At 65.5% G+C, this 16,077-nt stretch carries 17 protein-coding genes, 1 tRNA gene and 1 pseudogene; 13 read left to right on the top strand and 6 right to left on the bottom strand.

Annotated elements, in window-relative coordinates; genetic code table 11:
- The first annotated feature begins 287 nt into the window (after window positions 1-287).
- The 9 genes and pseudogenes from ACL03I_RS29080 to ACL03I_RS29120 all read left to right on the top strand — a co-directional run.
- Window positions 288-539 carry a hypothetical protein gene (locus ACL03I_RS29080; RefSeq protein WP_412807444.1) on the top strand — a complete coding sequence of 84 codons (252 nt, stop codon included), beginning with the start codon at window positions 288-290 and terminating at the stop codon, window positions 537-539.
- A complete protein-coding gene (locus ACL03I_RS29085) occupies window positions 529-2,733 on the top strand; it encodes a type IV secretory system conjugative DNA transfer family protein (RefSeq protein ID WP_412807445.1) in 2,205 nt (734 codons plus the stop codon). The genes ACL03I_RS29080 and ACL03I_RS29085 overlap by 11 nt, the downstream gene beginning before the upstream one ends.
- Before the next feature lie 233 nt (window positions 2,734-2,966).
- On the top strand, window positions 2,967-3,716 hold the full coding sequence (locus tag ACL03I_RS29090) for a replication-relaxation family protein (RefSeq protein ID WP_412807446.1): 750 nt from the start codon (window positions 2,967-2,969) through the stop codon (window positions 3,714-3,716).
- Window positions 3,717-3,769: 53 nt separating this feature from the next.
- The gene (locus ACL03I_RS29095) at window positions 3,770-4,765 is read left to right on the top strand and encodes a DNA-methyltransferase (protein WP_412807455.1); all 996 of its coding nucleotides are present in this window, start codon (window positions 3,770-3,772) and stop codon (window positions 4,763-4,765) included.
- A 93-nt stretch (window positions 4,766-4,858) separates the two neighbouring features.
- Window positions 4,859-5,197: a hypothetical protein gene (locus tag ACL03I_RS29100; protein ID WP_412807447.1), complete on the top strand. Its 339-nt coding sequence runs from the start codon at window positions 4,859-4,861 to the stop codon at window positions 5,195-5,197.
- Between the two features lie 179 nt (window positions 5,198-5,376).
- Complete coding sequence (locus ACL03I_RS29105) at window positions 5,377-6,033, top strand: antirestriction protein ArdA (protein ID WP_412807448.1); 657 nt, start codon at window positions 5,377-5,379, stop codon at window positions 6,031-6,033.
- Window positions 6,034-6,123: 90 nt separating this feature from the next.
- On the top strand, window positions 6,124-6,510 hold the full coding sequence (locus ACL03I_RS29110) for a helix-turn-helix domain-containing protein (RefSeq protein WP_412807449.1): 387 nt from the start codon (window positions 6,124-6,126) through the stop codon (window positions 6,508-6,510).
- A 91-nt stretch (window positions 6,511-6,601) separates the two neighbouring features.
- Entirely contained in the window at window positions 6,602-7,243 is a 642-nt protein-coding gene (locus tag ACL03I_RS29115) for an ImmA/IrrE family metallo-endopeptidase (RefSeq protein WP_412807450.1), read from the top strand.
- 116 nt (window positions 7,244-7,359) lie between these two features.
- Window positions 7,360-8,094, top strand: a pseudogene (locus ACL03I_RS29120) (recombinase family protein); the annotation flags it as partial.
- Window positions 8,095-9,022: 928 nt separating this feature from the next.
- On the opposite strand, the gene ACL03I_RS29125 reads toward ACL03I_RS29120, so the two are convergent.
- From ACL03I_RS29125 to ACL03I_RS29145, 5 genes are all read right to left on the bottom strand, one after another.
- Window positions 9,023-9,098 (bottom strand) — tRNA-Ala (locus ACL03I_RS29125).
- 90 nt (window positions 9,099-9,188) lie between these two features.
- Complete coding sequence (gene sepX, locus ACL03I_RS29130) at window positions 9,189-10,310, bottom strand: divisome protein SepX/GlpR (protein WP_364428829.1); 1,122 nt, start codon at window positions 10,308-10,310, stop codon at window positions 9,189-9,191.
- Window positions 10,311-10,572: 262 nt separating this feature from the next.
- The gene (locus ACL03I_RS29135) at window positions 10,573-11,223 is read right to left on the bottom strand and encodes a GNAT family N-acetyltransferase (protein ID WP_355074593.1); all 651 of its coding nucleotides are present in this window, start codon (window positions 11,221-11,223) and stop codon (window positions 10,573-10,575) included.
- 12 nt (window positions 11,224-11,235) lie between these two features.
- On the bottom strand, window positions 11,236-12,492 hold the full coding sequence (gene glp / locus ACL03I_RS29140; RefSeq protein WP_355074595.1) for a molybdotransferase-like divisome protein Glp: 1,257 nt from the start codon (window positions 12,490-12,492) through the stop codon (window positions 11,236-11,238).
- A 145-nt stretch (window positions 12,493-12,637) separates the two neighbouring features.
- Complete coding sequence (locus tag ACL03I_RS29145; protein ID WP_355074597.1) at window positions 12,638-13,594, bottom strand: UTP--glucose-1-phosphate uridylyltransferase; 957 nt, start codon at window positions 13,592-13,594, stop codon at window positions 12,638-12,640.
- A 67-nt stretch (window positions 13,595-13,661) separates the two neighbouring features.
- Here ACL03I_RS29145 and ACL03I_RS29150 point away from each other — a divergent pair, with 67 nt between their 5' ends.
- From ACL03I_RS29150 to mscL, 4 genes are all read left to right on the top strand, one after another.
- On the top strand, window positions 13,662-14,270 hold the full coding sequence (locus ACL03I_RS29150) for a 5-formyltetrahydrofolate cyclo-ligase (protein WP_364428823.1): 609 nt from the start codon (window positions 13,662-13,664) through the stop codon (window positions 14,268-14,270).
- Window positions 14,271-14,339: 69 nt separating this feature from the next.
- Window positions 14,340-14,639 carry an FmdB family zinc ribbon protein gene (locus ACL03I_RS29155; RefSeq protein WP_355074600.1) on the top strand — a complete coding sequence of 100 codons (300 nt, stop codon included), beginning with the start codon at window positions 14,340-14,342 and terminating at the stop codon, window positions 14,637-14,639.
- Window positions 14,640-14,726: 87 nt separating this feature from the next.
- Window positions 14,727-15,389, top strand: coding sequence for an SAF domain-containing protein (locus ACL03I_RS29160; protein ID WP_412807451.1), 663 nt, complete (start codon window positions 14,727-14,729; stop codon window positions 15,387-15,389).
- Between the two features lie 117 nt (window positions 15,390-15,506).
- Entirely contained in the window at window positions 15,507-15,911 is a 405-nt protein-coding gene (mscL, locus tag ACL03I_RS29165) for a large conductance mechanosensitive channel protein MscL (RefSeq protein WP_412807452.1), read from the top strand.
- Window positions 15,912-15,977: 66 nt separating this feature from the next.
- Here mscL and ACL03I_RS29170 read toward each other — a convergent pair.
- Window positions 15,978-16,077, bottom strand: a 100-nt coding sequence (locus tag ACL03I_RS29170; RefSeq protein ID WP_412807456.1) for an MspA family porin, incomplete at its 5' end; no start/stop codon positions are given.

A 16,077-nucleotide genomic window follows, 5' to 3' on the forward strand; every position in this document is an offset into this window, starting at 1 on the left:
GCTGGTAATTATGCGTCATCTCCACCCCGAGGCGAGATGTTCACTTCGCTGTTGTAAAAACAGCGGATCGGCCTAAAAGTTCGTTGACGAGGCAATTGTTGCCCCGCATAGTAAATGCAGACGACGCGGTAACAATTACCCCGCTCTACGCTGAGTCATCCCACTGACCAGCGGGTTCGTCCCAATCTAACCCCCACCGCCCGAACCGGGGCGTGGTTTTCTGCGCCCAAAAAAACGGCTCGGGGGTGGGGTGGAAATAGCAAACCACCCATGAAGGAGGAGCGTGTATGGCAAAGACTAATCGACCCAATTACCGCCGCCAAGCCCAAGGCAAACAGCGGAGGACTCGCCGCCACGGTGAAATCACCGTGCGCAGCGTCAAGCGCACCCCGCCGGATCTGCGCAAGCTGAGCCGGGCGGTTATCGCCCTGGCGATGGCCGAAGCGAGAGCCCACGAGGAGGCGACCGAACTGTCGGTCGCCGAACAGTCGCCGGCGTCGAACGAAGCCGCCAGTCCGGAGGTCAGTCATGACGACTGACCAACCCGCTCTGCCGCTGACTGCGGATTCGCTGGTGTGGCAAGAGGTGTTCTGGCCGTCGCCGTTTCCCGACGCTGCCGCCTTCGCCATCCTGCGACACTGGAGCGCACAGGTACACGCTCCACAGCTGATCCTCGAAACCCGTGGCGACGACAGCGGCGTGACCTACCTCATCGGCTGCCGCTTGCGGCATGCCCAACAGGTGCGACGCGCGATCGAACAGCTCGTGACGGGCAGCGTCGTCGTGAGCTACCTGGAAGTCCGCGAGCCGACGACCGTAGCGCGCAAGCTGGCGCTGTCATCAGTGCGTCCGATCGAGCCTGCCGACGCGGTGGCTTCGACGCGGTCAATCCTCCACGCGCTGACGGCCGTTCATCGTGGTGAACGGCTCGTGCTTCAGCAGGTGCTCGGGCCGCGCTGGCATCCGCGCCCGCTGCCCGCTGAACTGCCCCAGTACGACCAGTCCATCGCCTCCCGAGTGCTGCATGGCATCCGGGAGGAGAAGCGATCCGACGCGCGGCAAGCGATCGCCCACAAGCTCGGTCAACACGGGTTCATGACCACGCTGCGCGTCGGTGTCCACGCCCGCAAGCCCGAACGGCGGCGGTCGTTACTGCTCGGCCTGGTGGCAGCGATGAACACGGTGGCCGCGCCAGGTGTACAGATCCGGGTACGGCCGGAACAGGCGGACAGACTGAACTCGCCGAAGAGCGGCTGGTCGTTCTTCACCCGCGCCCAACAGTTGACGGTCATCGAGACGGCACGACTGAGCGGCTGGCCCGTTAGCGACCGTGAGCAGGAGTTCTCCGGCCAGCCACCCCGGCATCCCAGGCCGGTACGCCCAGCGGCGGCGCTGCTGTCGGGCGAGCGGGTCATCGCCACGGCCAACGCGCCGGGAGTGTCGGGAACGATCGGCTACAACGTCACTGACGCCCTCAAACACACCTGGACTATGGGGCCTTCAGGAGTGGGCAAGTCGACGCTGCTGCTCAACCTGATCGTTCAGGACATGGAAGCGGGTCGGCCGGTCGTCGTCATCGAGCCCAAAGACCTTGTGACGGACATCCTGGCGCGTATCCCGAAGAAGCGGCGCGCCGATGTGGTGCTCCTCGATCCCCTGGACAGCGCGCCCGTCGGCATCTCGCCGCTGAATCGGTCGCACCGAGGCCGATCGTCCAACACCCCGCCGGATGTATTGGCAGACAGCCTGTTCGGCACTTTCCGCGCACTCTATGGCGACAGCCTCGGCCCCCGTTCCAGTGACATCCTGCGTCACTGTCTGTCGGTGCTCGCGCGGCGTGACGACGCCAGCTTGGTCATGCTGCCGCTGCTGCTGGGCAATCCCGGCTTCCGGCGGTCGCTGACCCAGCACGCCATGCGGGACGACCCGTTCGACGCAGGCCCGTTCTGGGGATGGTTCGACAGTCTGTCACCGGAAGCCGCCGCCAACGTTGTGGCACCACTCAGTAACAAAATCCGGCCGCTGCTGACTCCCCACCTGCGGAACGTCCTGGCGCAGCGGCGGCCGAGATTCGATGTACGACAGGTATTGCACAACCGCAAGATCCTGCTAGTGCCGCTGCAAAAGGGCGTTCTCGGCCCGGAAGCGGCGCAACTACTGGCGGCGCTGGTGCTGGCGGAACTGTGGCAGGCCATCCGCGAGCGCGCCAGCATGCCGGAGAGCAGCCGGGAGCCTCTCATGGTCTACGTCGATGAGGTGCAAGAGTTCCTTAGCCTGCCTACGGATCTAGACGACGCTTTGGCAACCGCCCGCAGTCTCGGAGCGGGATTCCATTTGGCGCATCAGTTCGAGGGCCAGTTACCGAAGCGCATGCTCGAAGCCTTCCGCAACAATGCTCGCTCGCGGATCTGCTTCCAGCTCGCCGCCGACGATGCCAAGTCGGCGGCCAGCGGCCAATCCGTGCTCAGCCCAGAAGACTTCAGCGCACTGCCCGCGCACGCGGTGTATGCCCGTCTGATCCGGGACAACACTCCCGAACCGTGGACATCCGGCGTCACCTTGCCGCCGCCACCCGTCACCAGCGATCCCGAGGAGATCCGCCGCCTCAGCCGCGAACAGTACGGCCAGCCGCTAAACGACATTGAGGCCGGATTCGCCGAACTGCTGAACGAGATGAACGGGGCGGGCAAGCAAGCGCAAAGCAGTGTCGGCCGGAAAGCGCGGCGAGCATGACTGGCGAGCTACCGGGGGTGCGGCCAGACAACGACGGCCATCTCGCTAGCCGTCTCCCCTCACGCTCCATCTTACTATTTCCGCAGGTCAACTCTCCAACTTCCACGTCTACGCCCGCTAATGATGGTGGCCATTCGGCCACCACACCGCCGCCGTTTATCCGAGTGGGCAAGCGGCAACTGTGGCGGCTGGCCGAACAACTTGGAGAGCGAGATTGGGCCATCCTCCGGTCGGTGGCCGAACACCGCTTCCTGACGGTCAGCCAGATTTCGGCGTTGCATTTCTTCGATCTCAGTCCGTCATCCGGACTCCGCCGAACCCAGCGCGTGCTCGGCAGACTGCGCGGCGTTGGGGTTCTCGGCACGCTCACTCGGCGGGTCGGTGGAACCCATGCGGGCAGCCAGGGACTGGTGCACTACGTCGCCGCTGCCGGTGAACGGCTACTTCGGTTGGAGTCTGGTGATCGGGTGCGGCAGCGCTGGCACGAGCCGTCTGCCCGGTTCGCCGCGCACCATATGGCAGTTGCCGCCCTACGTATCGAGCTAGAACAGGCACACCGCAGGCAAGTCCTTGAACTGGTGCGGCGCGAAGTCGAACCGGCTGCCTGGCGACGGTACGCGGGGATGGGCGGCGCGGTGGTCACCGTCAAACCGGACGCCTACTTCGAAACCGCGTCAGCACCTGGCAACGAATTTGTCGACGCCTGGTTCATCGAAATCGACCTCGGCCACGAGGGCATCCCGACGCTGCTCAAGAAGTGCCACGAGTACGAGCGCTACCGACGCCAAGGGATCGAGCAGGAGGACGGCGGGTTCCCGCTGGTCATCTGGAGCATGACGCACACCGACCCGGCCAAGGCCGTACGGCGACGCACCGCACTGCACGAGGCAATCGAGGGCGACCGACAGCTCGACCAGGGCATATTCCGCATTTGCTCACCAGAGCACGTACTACCACTGATTCAGAAAGGAGTGACTGCTTGACAAAACCACACCTGCGCCTCATTCACGGAGGCCACACGACCCGCAACCGGATCATGATCGGCGACGCACTGGAACAGCTGCGCCGTCTGCCAGACGGCTCGATCGACCAGATTCTGACCAGCCCGCCGTACTTCCGATTGCGCAACTACAACGCCGATGGCCAAATCGGACTCGAACGCCACGTCGAGCAATGGGTGGAGCGGCTGGCTACAGTCAGCGCCGAAATCCACCGCGCGCTTGTCCCGACCGGCACTTACTGGCTCAATCTGGGCGACACCTACTCACAGCATCCGTCCGACGGCGCCGCCCGCAAGAACCTGCTCATGGCACCGGAACGCCTGGCGCTGCGGTTACAGCATGACGGCTGGATCGTACGCAACAAGATCGTCTGGGCGAAGACCAACCCGATGCCGATCAGCGTGCGCGATCGACTGAGCTGCACCTACGAAGTCGTCTATGTGCTGGCCAAACAGCCCGCGTACTTCTTCGACCTCGACGCCATCCGACAGACGCACAAGACCCGTCGCGCGAAACCCCGACCGAAGAGGCGGGCCAAGGACGAGGGCTGGCGCGGCCCCAATAGCGACACCAGCACTGGCCTCGACAGCCTCAAGGCGGCGGGCCTGGCCGGACATCCGCTCGGCAAGAACCCTGGGGACGTCTGGCCGCTCGCCACAGCCAACCACCGCGGCGAGCACCACGCCATGTTCCCGCTGTCCCTGGCGACGCGGGCGGTCCAAGCCGGATGTCCAGAGGCACGCTGCACCCACTGCCGGCAGCCGTGGCGGCGACAGGTGATCCGAGCCCTTGGCGGCCTCGCAACGCGCACGGCTCTTGGGCCGATCTGTGAATGCGGAGCGCCGAGTGAGCCCGGCCTGGTGGTCGACCCGTTCATGGGTAGCGGTACAACCGCCGTTGCCGCCGAGGACTTGTCTCGGGACTGGCTGGGAATCGAACTCAATCCGTCGTTCGCCGCACTTGCCAACGCCCGGATCGCCGACGAGCGAGCCAAGCGCCGGGATGAGCGCGGCACTGACCCGGCCGCATAGACAAGGTTCGGTGCCTCGTCGGTGCCGTGCGGCTGGGGAATCGAAACGGCACCCCGCCGTTCACCAGTCGCACCAACACCGAGGAGGACCACTATGTCCACACCGGATCAGCAGAGCCGCAGCGTGAAAACGCTGGGGGTCAAGCTGGAACCTGACGTCCATGCCCAATTGAGTTTCATTGCTCAGCTTCGGGAGGGGACGATCACCGACGAAATCCTGATCGCCATCCGCGCCCACATCGAGCGCGCGAAGGACGACCCGGAACTCCGCTCCCGCGCCGAAGAGGTACAGGCGGAGATCGAGCGCGAGGCTGCCGCCAGGCGGCAGGCCATCTCGACTCTGTTCGCCGCTCCTGGCGGTACGCCGGACGAGACGAACAGCAGTACGACTCGATCGCGCCAGCGGAGCAAGGAAGCACCGTCGGAAAGCTGAGCGCAACTGCACTCAACTAAAAGCCGGAAGGGTGCAGATCGAGCGAAATTCGCTCTCTGCACCCGACCGGCCCTACCAACCCCACCATTACGGCGAACTGACCTTTCGGGCAAAAAACCGTAGCACAGAATTAGCACAATTAATCCGCCAATCCAATGAAAACAAGATAAGGAGGAAATATGAACGAAAGAATCAATTCCGAGAAACAATCGGACGCCATAGCCGAAGCTGATACAGAAATCGGCCACGAGCAACCCGTCAAACCCGAGCCGAAAATTTACGTGGCCGATCTTGCCGCCTACAACAACGGAAACCTGCACGGCGTCTGGCTCGATGCCGCCCGCGACCCGGCCGACATTTACGACGACATTCATGCCATGCTGGCCGCCTCACCGATGAACGCTACTGGCGAAAACCCTCCTGAAGAGTTCACCATCCACGATTTCGAGCAGTTCGGCAACTGCTGCATCCACGAATACGACAGCATCGAACTAGTTAGCAAAATAGCGCGCGGTATCGCCGAACACGGTTACGCATTCGCCGCCTGGGCAGATGTGCAGGAGGGCAACCCAGAACTGTTCGGCCACTTTGCCAAAGCCTATATCGGACGGTACGAGTCGCTGGACGCCTACGTGCAGCAAGGACTGGAGGCGCGGGGAGCCGACACCAAACTGACCCGCCTGCTCACCGGATCAGACCTGGCCGACCTCATCGACTACATCAAGGTCGACGCCCAGGCAATGGCCAGGGACTTATACCTCAGTGGCGATATCTATGTGTACCGGGTATCGGCCGAACAAGGTGGCGGAGTCTGGCTCTTCAGCGAAAGAGAGTGACGCACATTTCATCGTTGTTTATTCCACACGGGGCAGCTCTTGCCTCGAAATGACAGATGTAAGAAAATGAAATAAAGGAGCACGAAGCAGATGAGCAATAATTCAGACGACAAGCAGGGATCGGAATCGACCCCGCTCGGAGAATTGCTCAAGATGCTACGCGAAGAGCGTGGGCTGACCCACTATGCTTTGCAAGAACGCTCCGGCATCGACCGTTCCAACCTCAGGCGGATCGAATCGGGCATCCTCGCGCACGTTAAACCGGCTACGCTGGACAAACTCGCGGATGCGCTCGACGTCGATGTCGAAGATTTCTACGAAGCCCACTGGGAGACAACAGGCCAGCCACTCCCGAGTATACCGACGTACTTTCGCACCAAACACCGATACCTGACCGATGGCGACATTGCCAAGATCGAAGACTTCGTGCAACGCACCGAAGAGGAGCGGATCAGGACCAGTGGAACATCCCAGTAGCGCACGGTAGCAGGCTATCCCGAGCCCACCGAACACCTTCTTTCTTACATTCTCATATTTTCTCACTGCCGCCACCGGAAAGGAGGTAATTATGAACCGTACCCATGTTCCACCAACCCTTGCATCGCTCAGGCGTCTGCTGCCACGGCGTGACATCACCTACGACGAAGCGATCACGGTCGCCGAACAACAGGCCAATCGCTTGGCGGCGGCCTGGAACAATCATCCTGTCCAAGAAAGCGACATCCTCAATCTGACACGCCTCGACATAGTTCGCGCGAATATCGGCAACCGATCGAAACGTGGAGAAGCGCTCCACTCTGGAGCCAGTCGCTACCACAACGGCCGCTGGATCATCTGGCTCGACGCCTCCGAATCCGAAGCCCGCCAGCGCTTTACCATCTGCCACGAACTCAAACACATACTCGACTGGCCACACCAATCGGCCTATCGAAACCTGACACAGCGGGAAATCGAACGAGTCTGTGACCACTTCGCCGGATGTCTGCTGATGAGCAAAGTATCCATATATCGACTGTGGGGTGATGGCCTACGGAAGCCTGAAGTGCTGGCTGCTGTATTTCGGGTTTCCCTGGCCGCTATGAAAGTCCGGCTAAGGATTTTGCGTCTGCCAATCAACAATGGTTCAGACCACACTTACGTCTGCCGAGGCAGTCATCAACCGTGCGACTTTCGATCATCAGCATTTACCCAAACGGAGGTAGCCGTATGAGTACCAACCACACCACTGCCGACCTGCTGCGCGGCCTGTCGCCGCACACCGACGACGCAGACCCCAACCGCCGCCGAAAGGCGATTTCGCTCCTGCGTGTCTCCACTGCGCGCCAAATGGGTACCGCCACCGACATCGACGAGGACGGCCTGTCCATCGCCACCCAGCGCGACCACAACATCGCCAAGGCCGAACTCCTCGACGCCGATATCGTGGAGGAGTTCATCGAGCCGGGCTATTCCGGCAAGACCATCGACAAGCGTCCCGTCATCCGGGAGATCATGGAGTACCTCCAGGATCACCCGGACATCGACTATCTAATCGTCTACATGCGCTCGCGTGCCTTCCGCAACCACTTCGACGCCGCCGTGCTGCAGATTCAGCTCCAGAAGATCGGCGTTCGTCTGGTGTCCGCCAAGGAGGACTTCGGCGAGGGCCCGCACGCCGTAGCGATGGAGGGCATGCTCGACATCATGAACGGCCTACAGAACACACTGCAAGGCCTCGACATCTCGACCAAGATGCGCCAAAAGGCCATCAGCGGAGGCACACTCGGACAGGCACGGCTCGGCTACCTCAATGTCCGCGTCGAGCACGAAGGCAAGCAGATCAACACGGTCGACATCGACGAGAAGCGCGCGCCGCTCGTCCGCAAGGCGTTCGAGCTGTACGCCAGCGGCGAGTACACCCTGGAGCGTCTGGAGGCCGTCATGGCCGACCTCGGCCTGACCGCCAGAGCCAACAGACGGTGGCCGGAACGCCCCGTCACGTTCAAATGGCTGCACCGCATGCTCAAAGACCCGTACTACATCGGGTGTGTCACGTACAAGGGCGAGATCTACCGTGGTCGGCATGAGCCGCTGATCGAGCCAGAACTGTTCACCCGCGTCCAAGAAGTCATGGCCTCGCGCAGCGGCAGCGGACAGCGAGACCGCGTCTACTACCACTACCTCAAAGGCGGTCTGTTCTGCGACCGCTGCGCCCGCAACGAGCGCATTACTCGGCTCATCTACACCGAAGCTAAGGGGCATGGCGGCACCTACGCCTACTACTTCTGCCGGATGCGTAAGGAGGGGTTATGCGATCTGCCGTTCCTGCCGGTCGAGCGGGTGGAGGAAGCCGTGGCGGCGCACTACCGCGTCCTCGCCCTGCCACCCGACTTCGTTGCCGACATCACCCGTCTGCTTGACGAGGCCGTCTCCGACCGCCAAGCCAGCGTCCGCACTATGCACAGCACTCTGAACAAGCGACTCAAGGAGCTGGACGTCAAGGAGGAGCGGCTGCTCGATCTGGCAGCCGACGGAGCCTTGCCACAGAGCAAGATCAAGGCACGACTCCGCAAGATCGAGATGGAGCGCGAGACGGCACGCTCGCGGATGCTCGGAACCACGGACGAGCTGGCGGCAGGCGTGGAGGTGGTGCGGACAGCACTGGAACTGGCGACCAATCCGCACGGACTGTACGAGCGGGCTGACGACGAGACCCGGCGCTATCTAAACCAGACGTTCTTTGAGGCGCTGTATGTGGACGACGAGGGCGTGCAGGTCGACACTCTGCATGCGCCGTTTGACGACTTCCAGGAAGCGGCGCGGGTGCATAGCACCCTGCGCCGCGATGCAAGCACCGACAGGACGGCTGGGACCGTTCCAACGCCAGATATGCCGAAAATGCCAAAAAGAAGAGGCTCCCGCGCTGCGGGAGCCTCTTCTTCAGGTTCTGGTTCTGACGAATCAACCCTGGTCGGTGTTGTTTCGGTCAGTGGTTTGAATAAGAACTCTATGGTGGAGCTAAGGGGAATCGAACCCCTGACCTTCTCGATGCGAACGAGACGCGCTACCAACTGCGCTATAGCCCCGTGCGGTTCCGGGGAACCGCGCTGTGACACTGTATCAGGCCAGCCCCCTAGACTCCGAATCGGTAGTCTGACCTGCGGAAATGCGGTACCCTACGCGCCCGCCGCGCGGCGGATGTCGCCGCTGGTGCGGGTGCGCAGGGCGCGGGCGGTGGCCGGGTCGAAGGGGTCGAGGTGGGCGAACATGGGGTCTTCGTCGTCGGGCTCGATCAGGGTGGAGCGGCGACGGATCGCGCGGGCGGTGTCGCGGTCCATGGTGCCGCGCCCGGCGCGGCCCCGGCGCGCGCGTGGATCGGCTTCGTCTTGGTGGCCGCGGTTGAGGCGGGCCGCCCGGTTACGGCGGATCTCCTCCTCCATCCGCACCTGCTTGCGAAGGTAGGCCAGATAGGTCGCCAACACCGTGAGGGCGAGTCCGCAACCCCACCACAGCATGGGGGTGAACACGAACGCGAGGGCGCCGAAGAGGATGGCGGTGAGCAGCAGGCCGAGCACGGCGCGCTGCCGGAAGGTGTAGCGGGCCGCGCGGGCGATGGCGTCGGCCTCGGGATCGTAGCCGCCACGACCACGGCGGCTGGGGACGAAATCCGGCTCGTCCGGGCCCGCGTCGTCGTAGTCGTCGTACTCGTCGTAGTCCACGATGGCGGGCGCGGTGGAGCGCGCAGGCGGGATTCTGGCCGCGACCGGCTCGGGGTGGTGTGCGCCCACGCGGTCATCATCGGTCCCCGCGTCGATCTTCGCAGCGACTTCGGCGGCTTCGTCGTCGTCCGGCTCGTCGTAACGCGTCTCGCGGTCCTCCGCTTCGTCCTCCTCCGGTGTGGCGGAGGCGAAGTCGTCGATCTCGATGTCGTCCGTTTCGGCGGCAGCGATGTCGGATGCCACGGCGTCGTCGGCCGCGGGTGTGTTCTCCTCGTCGGTCTCGGTGACGGGCTCGTCGGCCGGTGTCGTCATCCGGTCCTCCGCATCATCGCTGTGGGGATACTCTCTCGGTACGCGGCGTCCATCGTGTCGCCCACGGGGCCGCCAGTTCGGATCGGTTTCGTGCCCGGCGGCCGGGCCTTTCTTCAGACGTCGTTTGCCGCCGCCGCGGTGCAGGACCCTGGTTGCCAGCGCGGCGTCGGTGGTCCGGCGGATTCTGGGGTGACGGTCGGCGAGGATCGGGAACAGGACGAAGACCCAGAGCACGACCAGACCGATCCACAGGATCGAATTCGGCATCGCGTCAACACCTCCGTCCCGCCTGGATTTCCTCCGGCTCGGCCCGCCAGCGGCGCGTCACACGCCCCGCGCTCGGCCGGCCCCCGTCCGACGCGACGGCGCGGACGCCGATCCCCTCGCAGGCTCACTGCCGATGGCACAAGACGCACCATCGACGTCCGTAGGCTAATTCCGGGTAGCACCAAGTTCCGGCAGGCGCGCCGTGCACATCCGCCACACCTGTCACATTCCCACCAATGTCACCGCGATCCGGTGGCCGGTTCTACAGCAGGGTGACGCGCCCCTCTCGCACCAGCCGGTCCAGGACCGTTCCGGCGAGTTCCTCGACGGTCATGCCGACCAGCAGGTGATCCCGCCAGGCGCCGTCCACGTCGAGGTAGCGCCGCAGCAGCCCCTCTTCCCGGAAACCGACATTGCGCAACACCGCCTGGCTGGCCAGATTCTCGGGTCGAACGGTCGCCTCCACCCGATGCAGGCCGACCGGCCCGAAGCAGTGGTCGAGACCGAGCGCCAGCGCCGCCGTCGCGACGCCTTGCCCACTGAGATCCTTGGCCACCCAATAGCCGATCCAGGCCGAGCGCAGTGCGCCGCGCACGATATTGCCAACGGTCAGCTGCCCGCCGAACGCGCCGTCGACTTCGATCACCAACGGGATCATCGCGCCGCGCCTGGCCTCCGCCTTCAGGCTCGACCACAGCGACGGCCAGTTGGAGGCGTGGTTGCGCGCCTCCCACGCCCCGCGGCCGGTGGGCTCCCACGGCTCGAGATGCGCTCTGTCCCGCAACCGGATCCGGCTCCAGGCCGCCGCGTCGCGCAGCCGCACCGGACGCAAGGTCACCTGCCCCGCCGCCACCCGAACCGGGCCGAGTCGTGCGGGCCAACCCGGATGCTGCGTGGCCCGGAAAACGTTCATAGCTTCCACGTCTCAGCCGCGCTGTGCGAGAAAGGCGACCTGGACTTCGTCACCGGTGCGGATGTCGGTGTCGTCCGGGTCTATCACGATCAGGCTGTTCGCTTCGGCGAGCGTGGCGAGCAGGTGCGAGGACGAGTTCCCGTTGCCGAGCGGCTGCACGAGGTATTCGCCGGTGGCTTCGTCCCGCATGAGCTGCGCGCGCAGGTACCCCTTGCGCCCCTCCATGGAACTGATCGGCGTGATGGTTCGCGCGCTGATGATCCGGCGCATGGGATGCCTGCGCCCCAACGCGATTCGGATCAAAGGCCGTACCATCACCTCGAACACCACCAGCGCACCCACCGGGTTGGAGGGCAGCAGGAACGTCGGCACCTCGTCGCGGCCGAGCCGCCCGAAGCCCTGCACCGAGCCGGGATGCATGGCCACGCGGGTGATTTCGAGCTCGCCGAGGCCTTCCAGCGCCTCTCGGACCTGTTCGGAAGCCCAGCCGCCGACCGCGCCCGCGATGACGACCACCTCGGAGCGCACCAGCTGCCCCTCGACCACGTCGCGCAGCCTGCGCGGATCGGAACTCACGATGCCCACACGGTTGACGTCCGCGCCCGCATCCCGCGCGGCCGCCGCCAGCGCGTAGGAGTTCACGTCGTAGACCTGGCCGGGGCCCGGGGTGCGGTCGATATCGATCAGCTCGCCGCCCACGGAGAGCACCGATAGTCGCGGACGCGGGTGCACCAGCACTTTGTCTTGACCGACCGCGGCGAGCAGCCCGACCTGCGCTGCGCCGATGATGGTTCCCGCACGCACCGCCACATCGCCCGGCTGGACGTCGTCACCGATCCGCCGCACGTAGTCGCCGGAGCGCACCGGCTCGTACACCTTGATCCTGGCCCGCCCGCCATCGGTGAAATCCAGCGGGAGCACGGCGTCGGCGAGCGTCGGCATCGGCGCGCCGGTGTCCACCCGGACGGTCTGGCGAGGCTGCAAGCGGATCGGCTGACGTGAACCGGCGACCACCTCGCCGACCACCGGAAGGGTCAGGTCGACGAGTTCGCCTTGTTCGTCCCGAATGTCGGCCCCCGCGGAGGCCACGTCCACACTGCGCACGGCATAACCGTCGATGGCCGCCTGGTCGAAGCCCGGCAACGGCCGTTCGGTGACGACGTCCTCGGCACACAGCAGGCCCTGGGCCTCGGAGATCGCGACCCGGACCGGCCGGGGCGCGACCGCCGCGGCGGTCACCTTGATCTGCTGATCCTCAACCGAGCGCATCCAGCCCTTCCTGATCCTCTCCGCACTCCATCCGATCTCGCCCGCACGCGCGATCCCGCCGCGGCGCAAGCGCATTCGCGCGCACCGCGGTGACCATCATTCGTACCCGACGGTCCACTCTCGGCGAAACCCCCGGCCGGGTCCGTCAGTCGTCGGTCGTCAGCTGCGGATCCCAGTCCGGACCGAGGCGGTGCTGCAGCCACTCCCGCAGAGCGGGGCCGTATTCCTCTCGTTCCAGTGCGAAATCGACCGCAGCACGAAGATAACCGCCCGGGTTGCCCAAATCGTGGCGCGACCCACGGTGCACCACCACATGAACCGGATGCCCCTCGGCGATCAACAGTGCGATGGCGTCGGTGAGTTGCAGTTCGCCGCCAGCGCCGGGCTCGATGCGGCGCAGCGCGTCGAAGATCGCGCGATCGAGCAGGTACCGGCCCGCGGCGGCGAACGTCGACGGCGCGTCGGCGAGCGCGGGCTTCTCCACCATGCCCTTGACGCGCAGCACATTCGGGTTCACCGCGTCGGGCACGGGCGCGACGTCGAAGACACCGTAGGCGCTGACCTCGTCCTTGGGGACGTCGATGGCGCACAGCACCGTTCCACCGCGCTTGCGGCGCACCCGGCACATCACATCCAGCACGCCGCGGGGCAGCACGAGGTCGTCGGGCAGCAGGACGGCGATGACGTCCTCGTCGGCGTCGAGGGCCCGCTCGGCCTGGGCCACGGCGTGCCCGAGCCCGAGCGGCTCCTCCTGCACCACCGAGGTGACATCGAGCAGTCCCGGCGCTTTGCGGACCTTCTCCAGCAGCTTGAACTTGCCGCGCTCCTCCAGCGTGCTCTCCAGCACCAGGTCCTCGACGAAGTGCGCGACGACGCCGTCCTTGCCCGGAGACGTGACGATCACCAGCCGCTCCGCGCCGGAACCGGCCGCCTCGGCGGCGACCAACTCGATGCCGGGTGTGTCCACCACAGGAAGAAGTTCCTTGGGCACCGTCTTGGTCGCGGGCAGGAACCGCGTTCCGAGCCCGGCAGCGGGCACCACGGCCGTGCGGAAGCACGACACCACTGCGGCGTCACCGGGCTGTCCGGCCTTTGCTGTCATACGCATACCCTATCCATCCATCACGCCGCCGGATCGGCGTCGCGCCGACCGGTCCCGGGGTGAGCCTATGGTGATCACTGTGAAGATGCCCGGCGAGCGCGACAAACATGCATGGCGCACCGAACTCCTCGCCCGCCGAGCTGTGATACCTGCCACGGAACGCGAAAAGGAAGCGTTCGCCCTGGCCGCAGCGGTCGAAGCGGTCAGCGCTCGCGGGTGGGTCTGCGCGTATGTACCGGTGGCGGGCGAACCGGGATCGACCGCGATGCTGGACGCGCTGCTGGCCGGTGGTGCGCGGGTACTGCTGCCGGTCACCGGGCCGCCGGGACCGCTGAGCTGGGCCGAATACACCGGAGCGAGCGCCATGCGCCGGGCCCGCTACGGATTGCTGGAACCCACCGGCGCCGTGCTGCCGCCGGAGACCGTCACCCGCGCCGAACTGATCCTCGTCCCCGCTCTCGCCGTGGACCTGCGCGGCGTGCGGCTCGGCCGCGGCGCCGGTTACTACGACCGCACGCTACCCGCCGCACGGCCGGACGCGCGCCTGGTCGCGGTGGTCCGGGACGACGAACTGGTCGACCGATTGCCGGAGGAACCGCACGACCTGCGCATGGGCTGGGCGCTCACGCCGCGCGGTGGCCTGCGCCGGCTGGGCGACGATTACCCTGGGGAATGAAACACCGATTGGCGGTGTTGGCACTGTCGGCTGTAGAGTGCCAGATCGACGAACACCGCGGAGGATCCTGTGCCTACTTACTCGTATGCGTGCACCCAGTGTGACAACCGCTTCGACATCGTTCAGTCGTTCACGGACGAAGCGCTGACCGTGTGCTCGGAGTGCTCCGGGAAGCTGCGCAAGCTGTTCAACTCGGTCGGCATCGTCTTCAAGGGCAGCGGCTTCTACCGCACCGACAGCCGCGGTGGCTCCTCCACCGCCAGCGAGCCCGCCAAATCCGACAGCAGCTCGAGTTCGTCTTCCACTTCTTCCGACTCCGGCTCGTCGAGCGGGTCGACCGCGTCCACCAGCACGGCCGTAGCCAGCTGATTCGACGGTTTTCCACAGCCGGTCACCTATCCACAGCCCACCTTGATCCTGGCCGGGCGAGCGCATGTCCGGCCATAGGATCCGGCCATGACTCGCGCACTCGCCGATCTCGGCCGCGGCTGGAATGTCTCCGGGTGGCAGCGCCCGCCCTGGGCCGACGCCGTCCTCGCCCGACGATTGCTGGCCGCCGTTCTCGCCGCGCTCGCGGCGTTCCTCTTCCTTCGTGGTGATCCCGGCGCCGAACGCACCACGGTGCTCATCGCGGGCCGGGACCTCGCGCCAGGACGACTTCTCGAGGCAGATGACCTGCGCGCCGTCCCGCGCGAGGCGGGCACGCTACCGGCGGGCGCGGTCACCGATCCCGGCGCGCTCGTCGGCGCGACGCTGACCGGCGCCATGCGCCGAGGCGAGGTATTCACCGACCTGCGCGTCGTCGGCCCGCGCTTGGCCGCGGCGGCGGCCGGTTCCCGCGAGGCGCGGATCGTGCCCGTCCGCCTCGCCGATACGGCGGTCGCCGACATCTTGCGCGCGGGCGATCGCGTCGACGTGATCGGCGCCGAAGACGCGGGTGGGCCCGGCGCCCGTCCCGCCCGCACGCTCGCCACCGATGCCGCCGTAGTGCTCGTCTCAGGCGCAGGCGCGGGGAGGGGAGCCGCCGAACGCGTGGTCTTGGTCGCGATGGACGCCGAGCACGCCACCGCCGTCGCGGGCGCGTCCCTGCGCACCGCACTCACCGTCGTCTTTCACTGACCCGCCGATCATGCTTCGCCGAATATTCGCCGATGGCTCATTAGCATCGGGCCTACCGGCGCGCGGGTACCGCCGAGCAGGACTGCCCAGCTCCACGGAAAAGAGGAGACACCGGCCATGCTCAAAGAGTTCAGAGATTTTCTGTTCCGCGGGAATGTGATCGACCTGGCGGTCGCCGTGGTCATCGGTACGGCGTTCGTCGCGATCATCACCGCGATCAGCAACGGAATCATCAATCCACTGCTCGCCGTCATCGGCGGGCCCGGCGATATCGGCCTGGGTTTCCGGTTGGTGGCCGACAAGCCGGCGACCTTTGTCCAGGTCGGTCCCATCATCACGGCCGTGATCAATTTCCTGCTCATCGCCGCAGTGCTGTTCTTCGTGCTGGTGCTGCCCGCCGCGCGATTGAAGAAGCGCTTCCGGCCCGACGACACCACACTCACCGATTCGGAGGTGCTGATCCAGATCCGCGACCTGCTCGCCGAGGGCCAGACCAGCTCGGGCGGGCGGCACGAATTCTGAGTTCGACTGTGCCGCATGCGAAACGGGCCCGTCGGCGACGGGCCCGTTCGCGTGAGTATCCCGCGCTCAGCCGAGGCTGAAAGGCTGACCCCACAACGTCACCCACGTGATGACATTGTCGGTCTCGACCTCGACGCTGACAAAGGCCCGCGCCTGGGCATAGCCG

It is taken from the genome of Nocardia sichangensis, assembly GCF_047200615.1.
Classification (GTDB): Bacteria; Actinomycetota; Actinomycetes; order Mycobacteriales; family Mycobacteriaceae; genus Nocardia; species Nocardia sichangensis.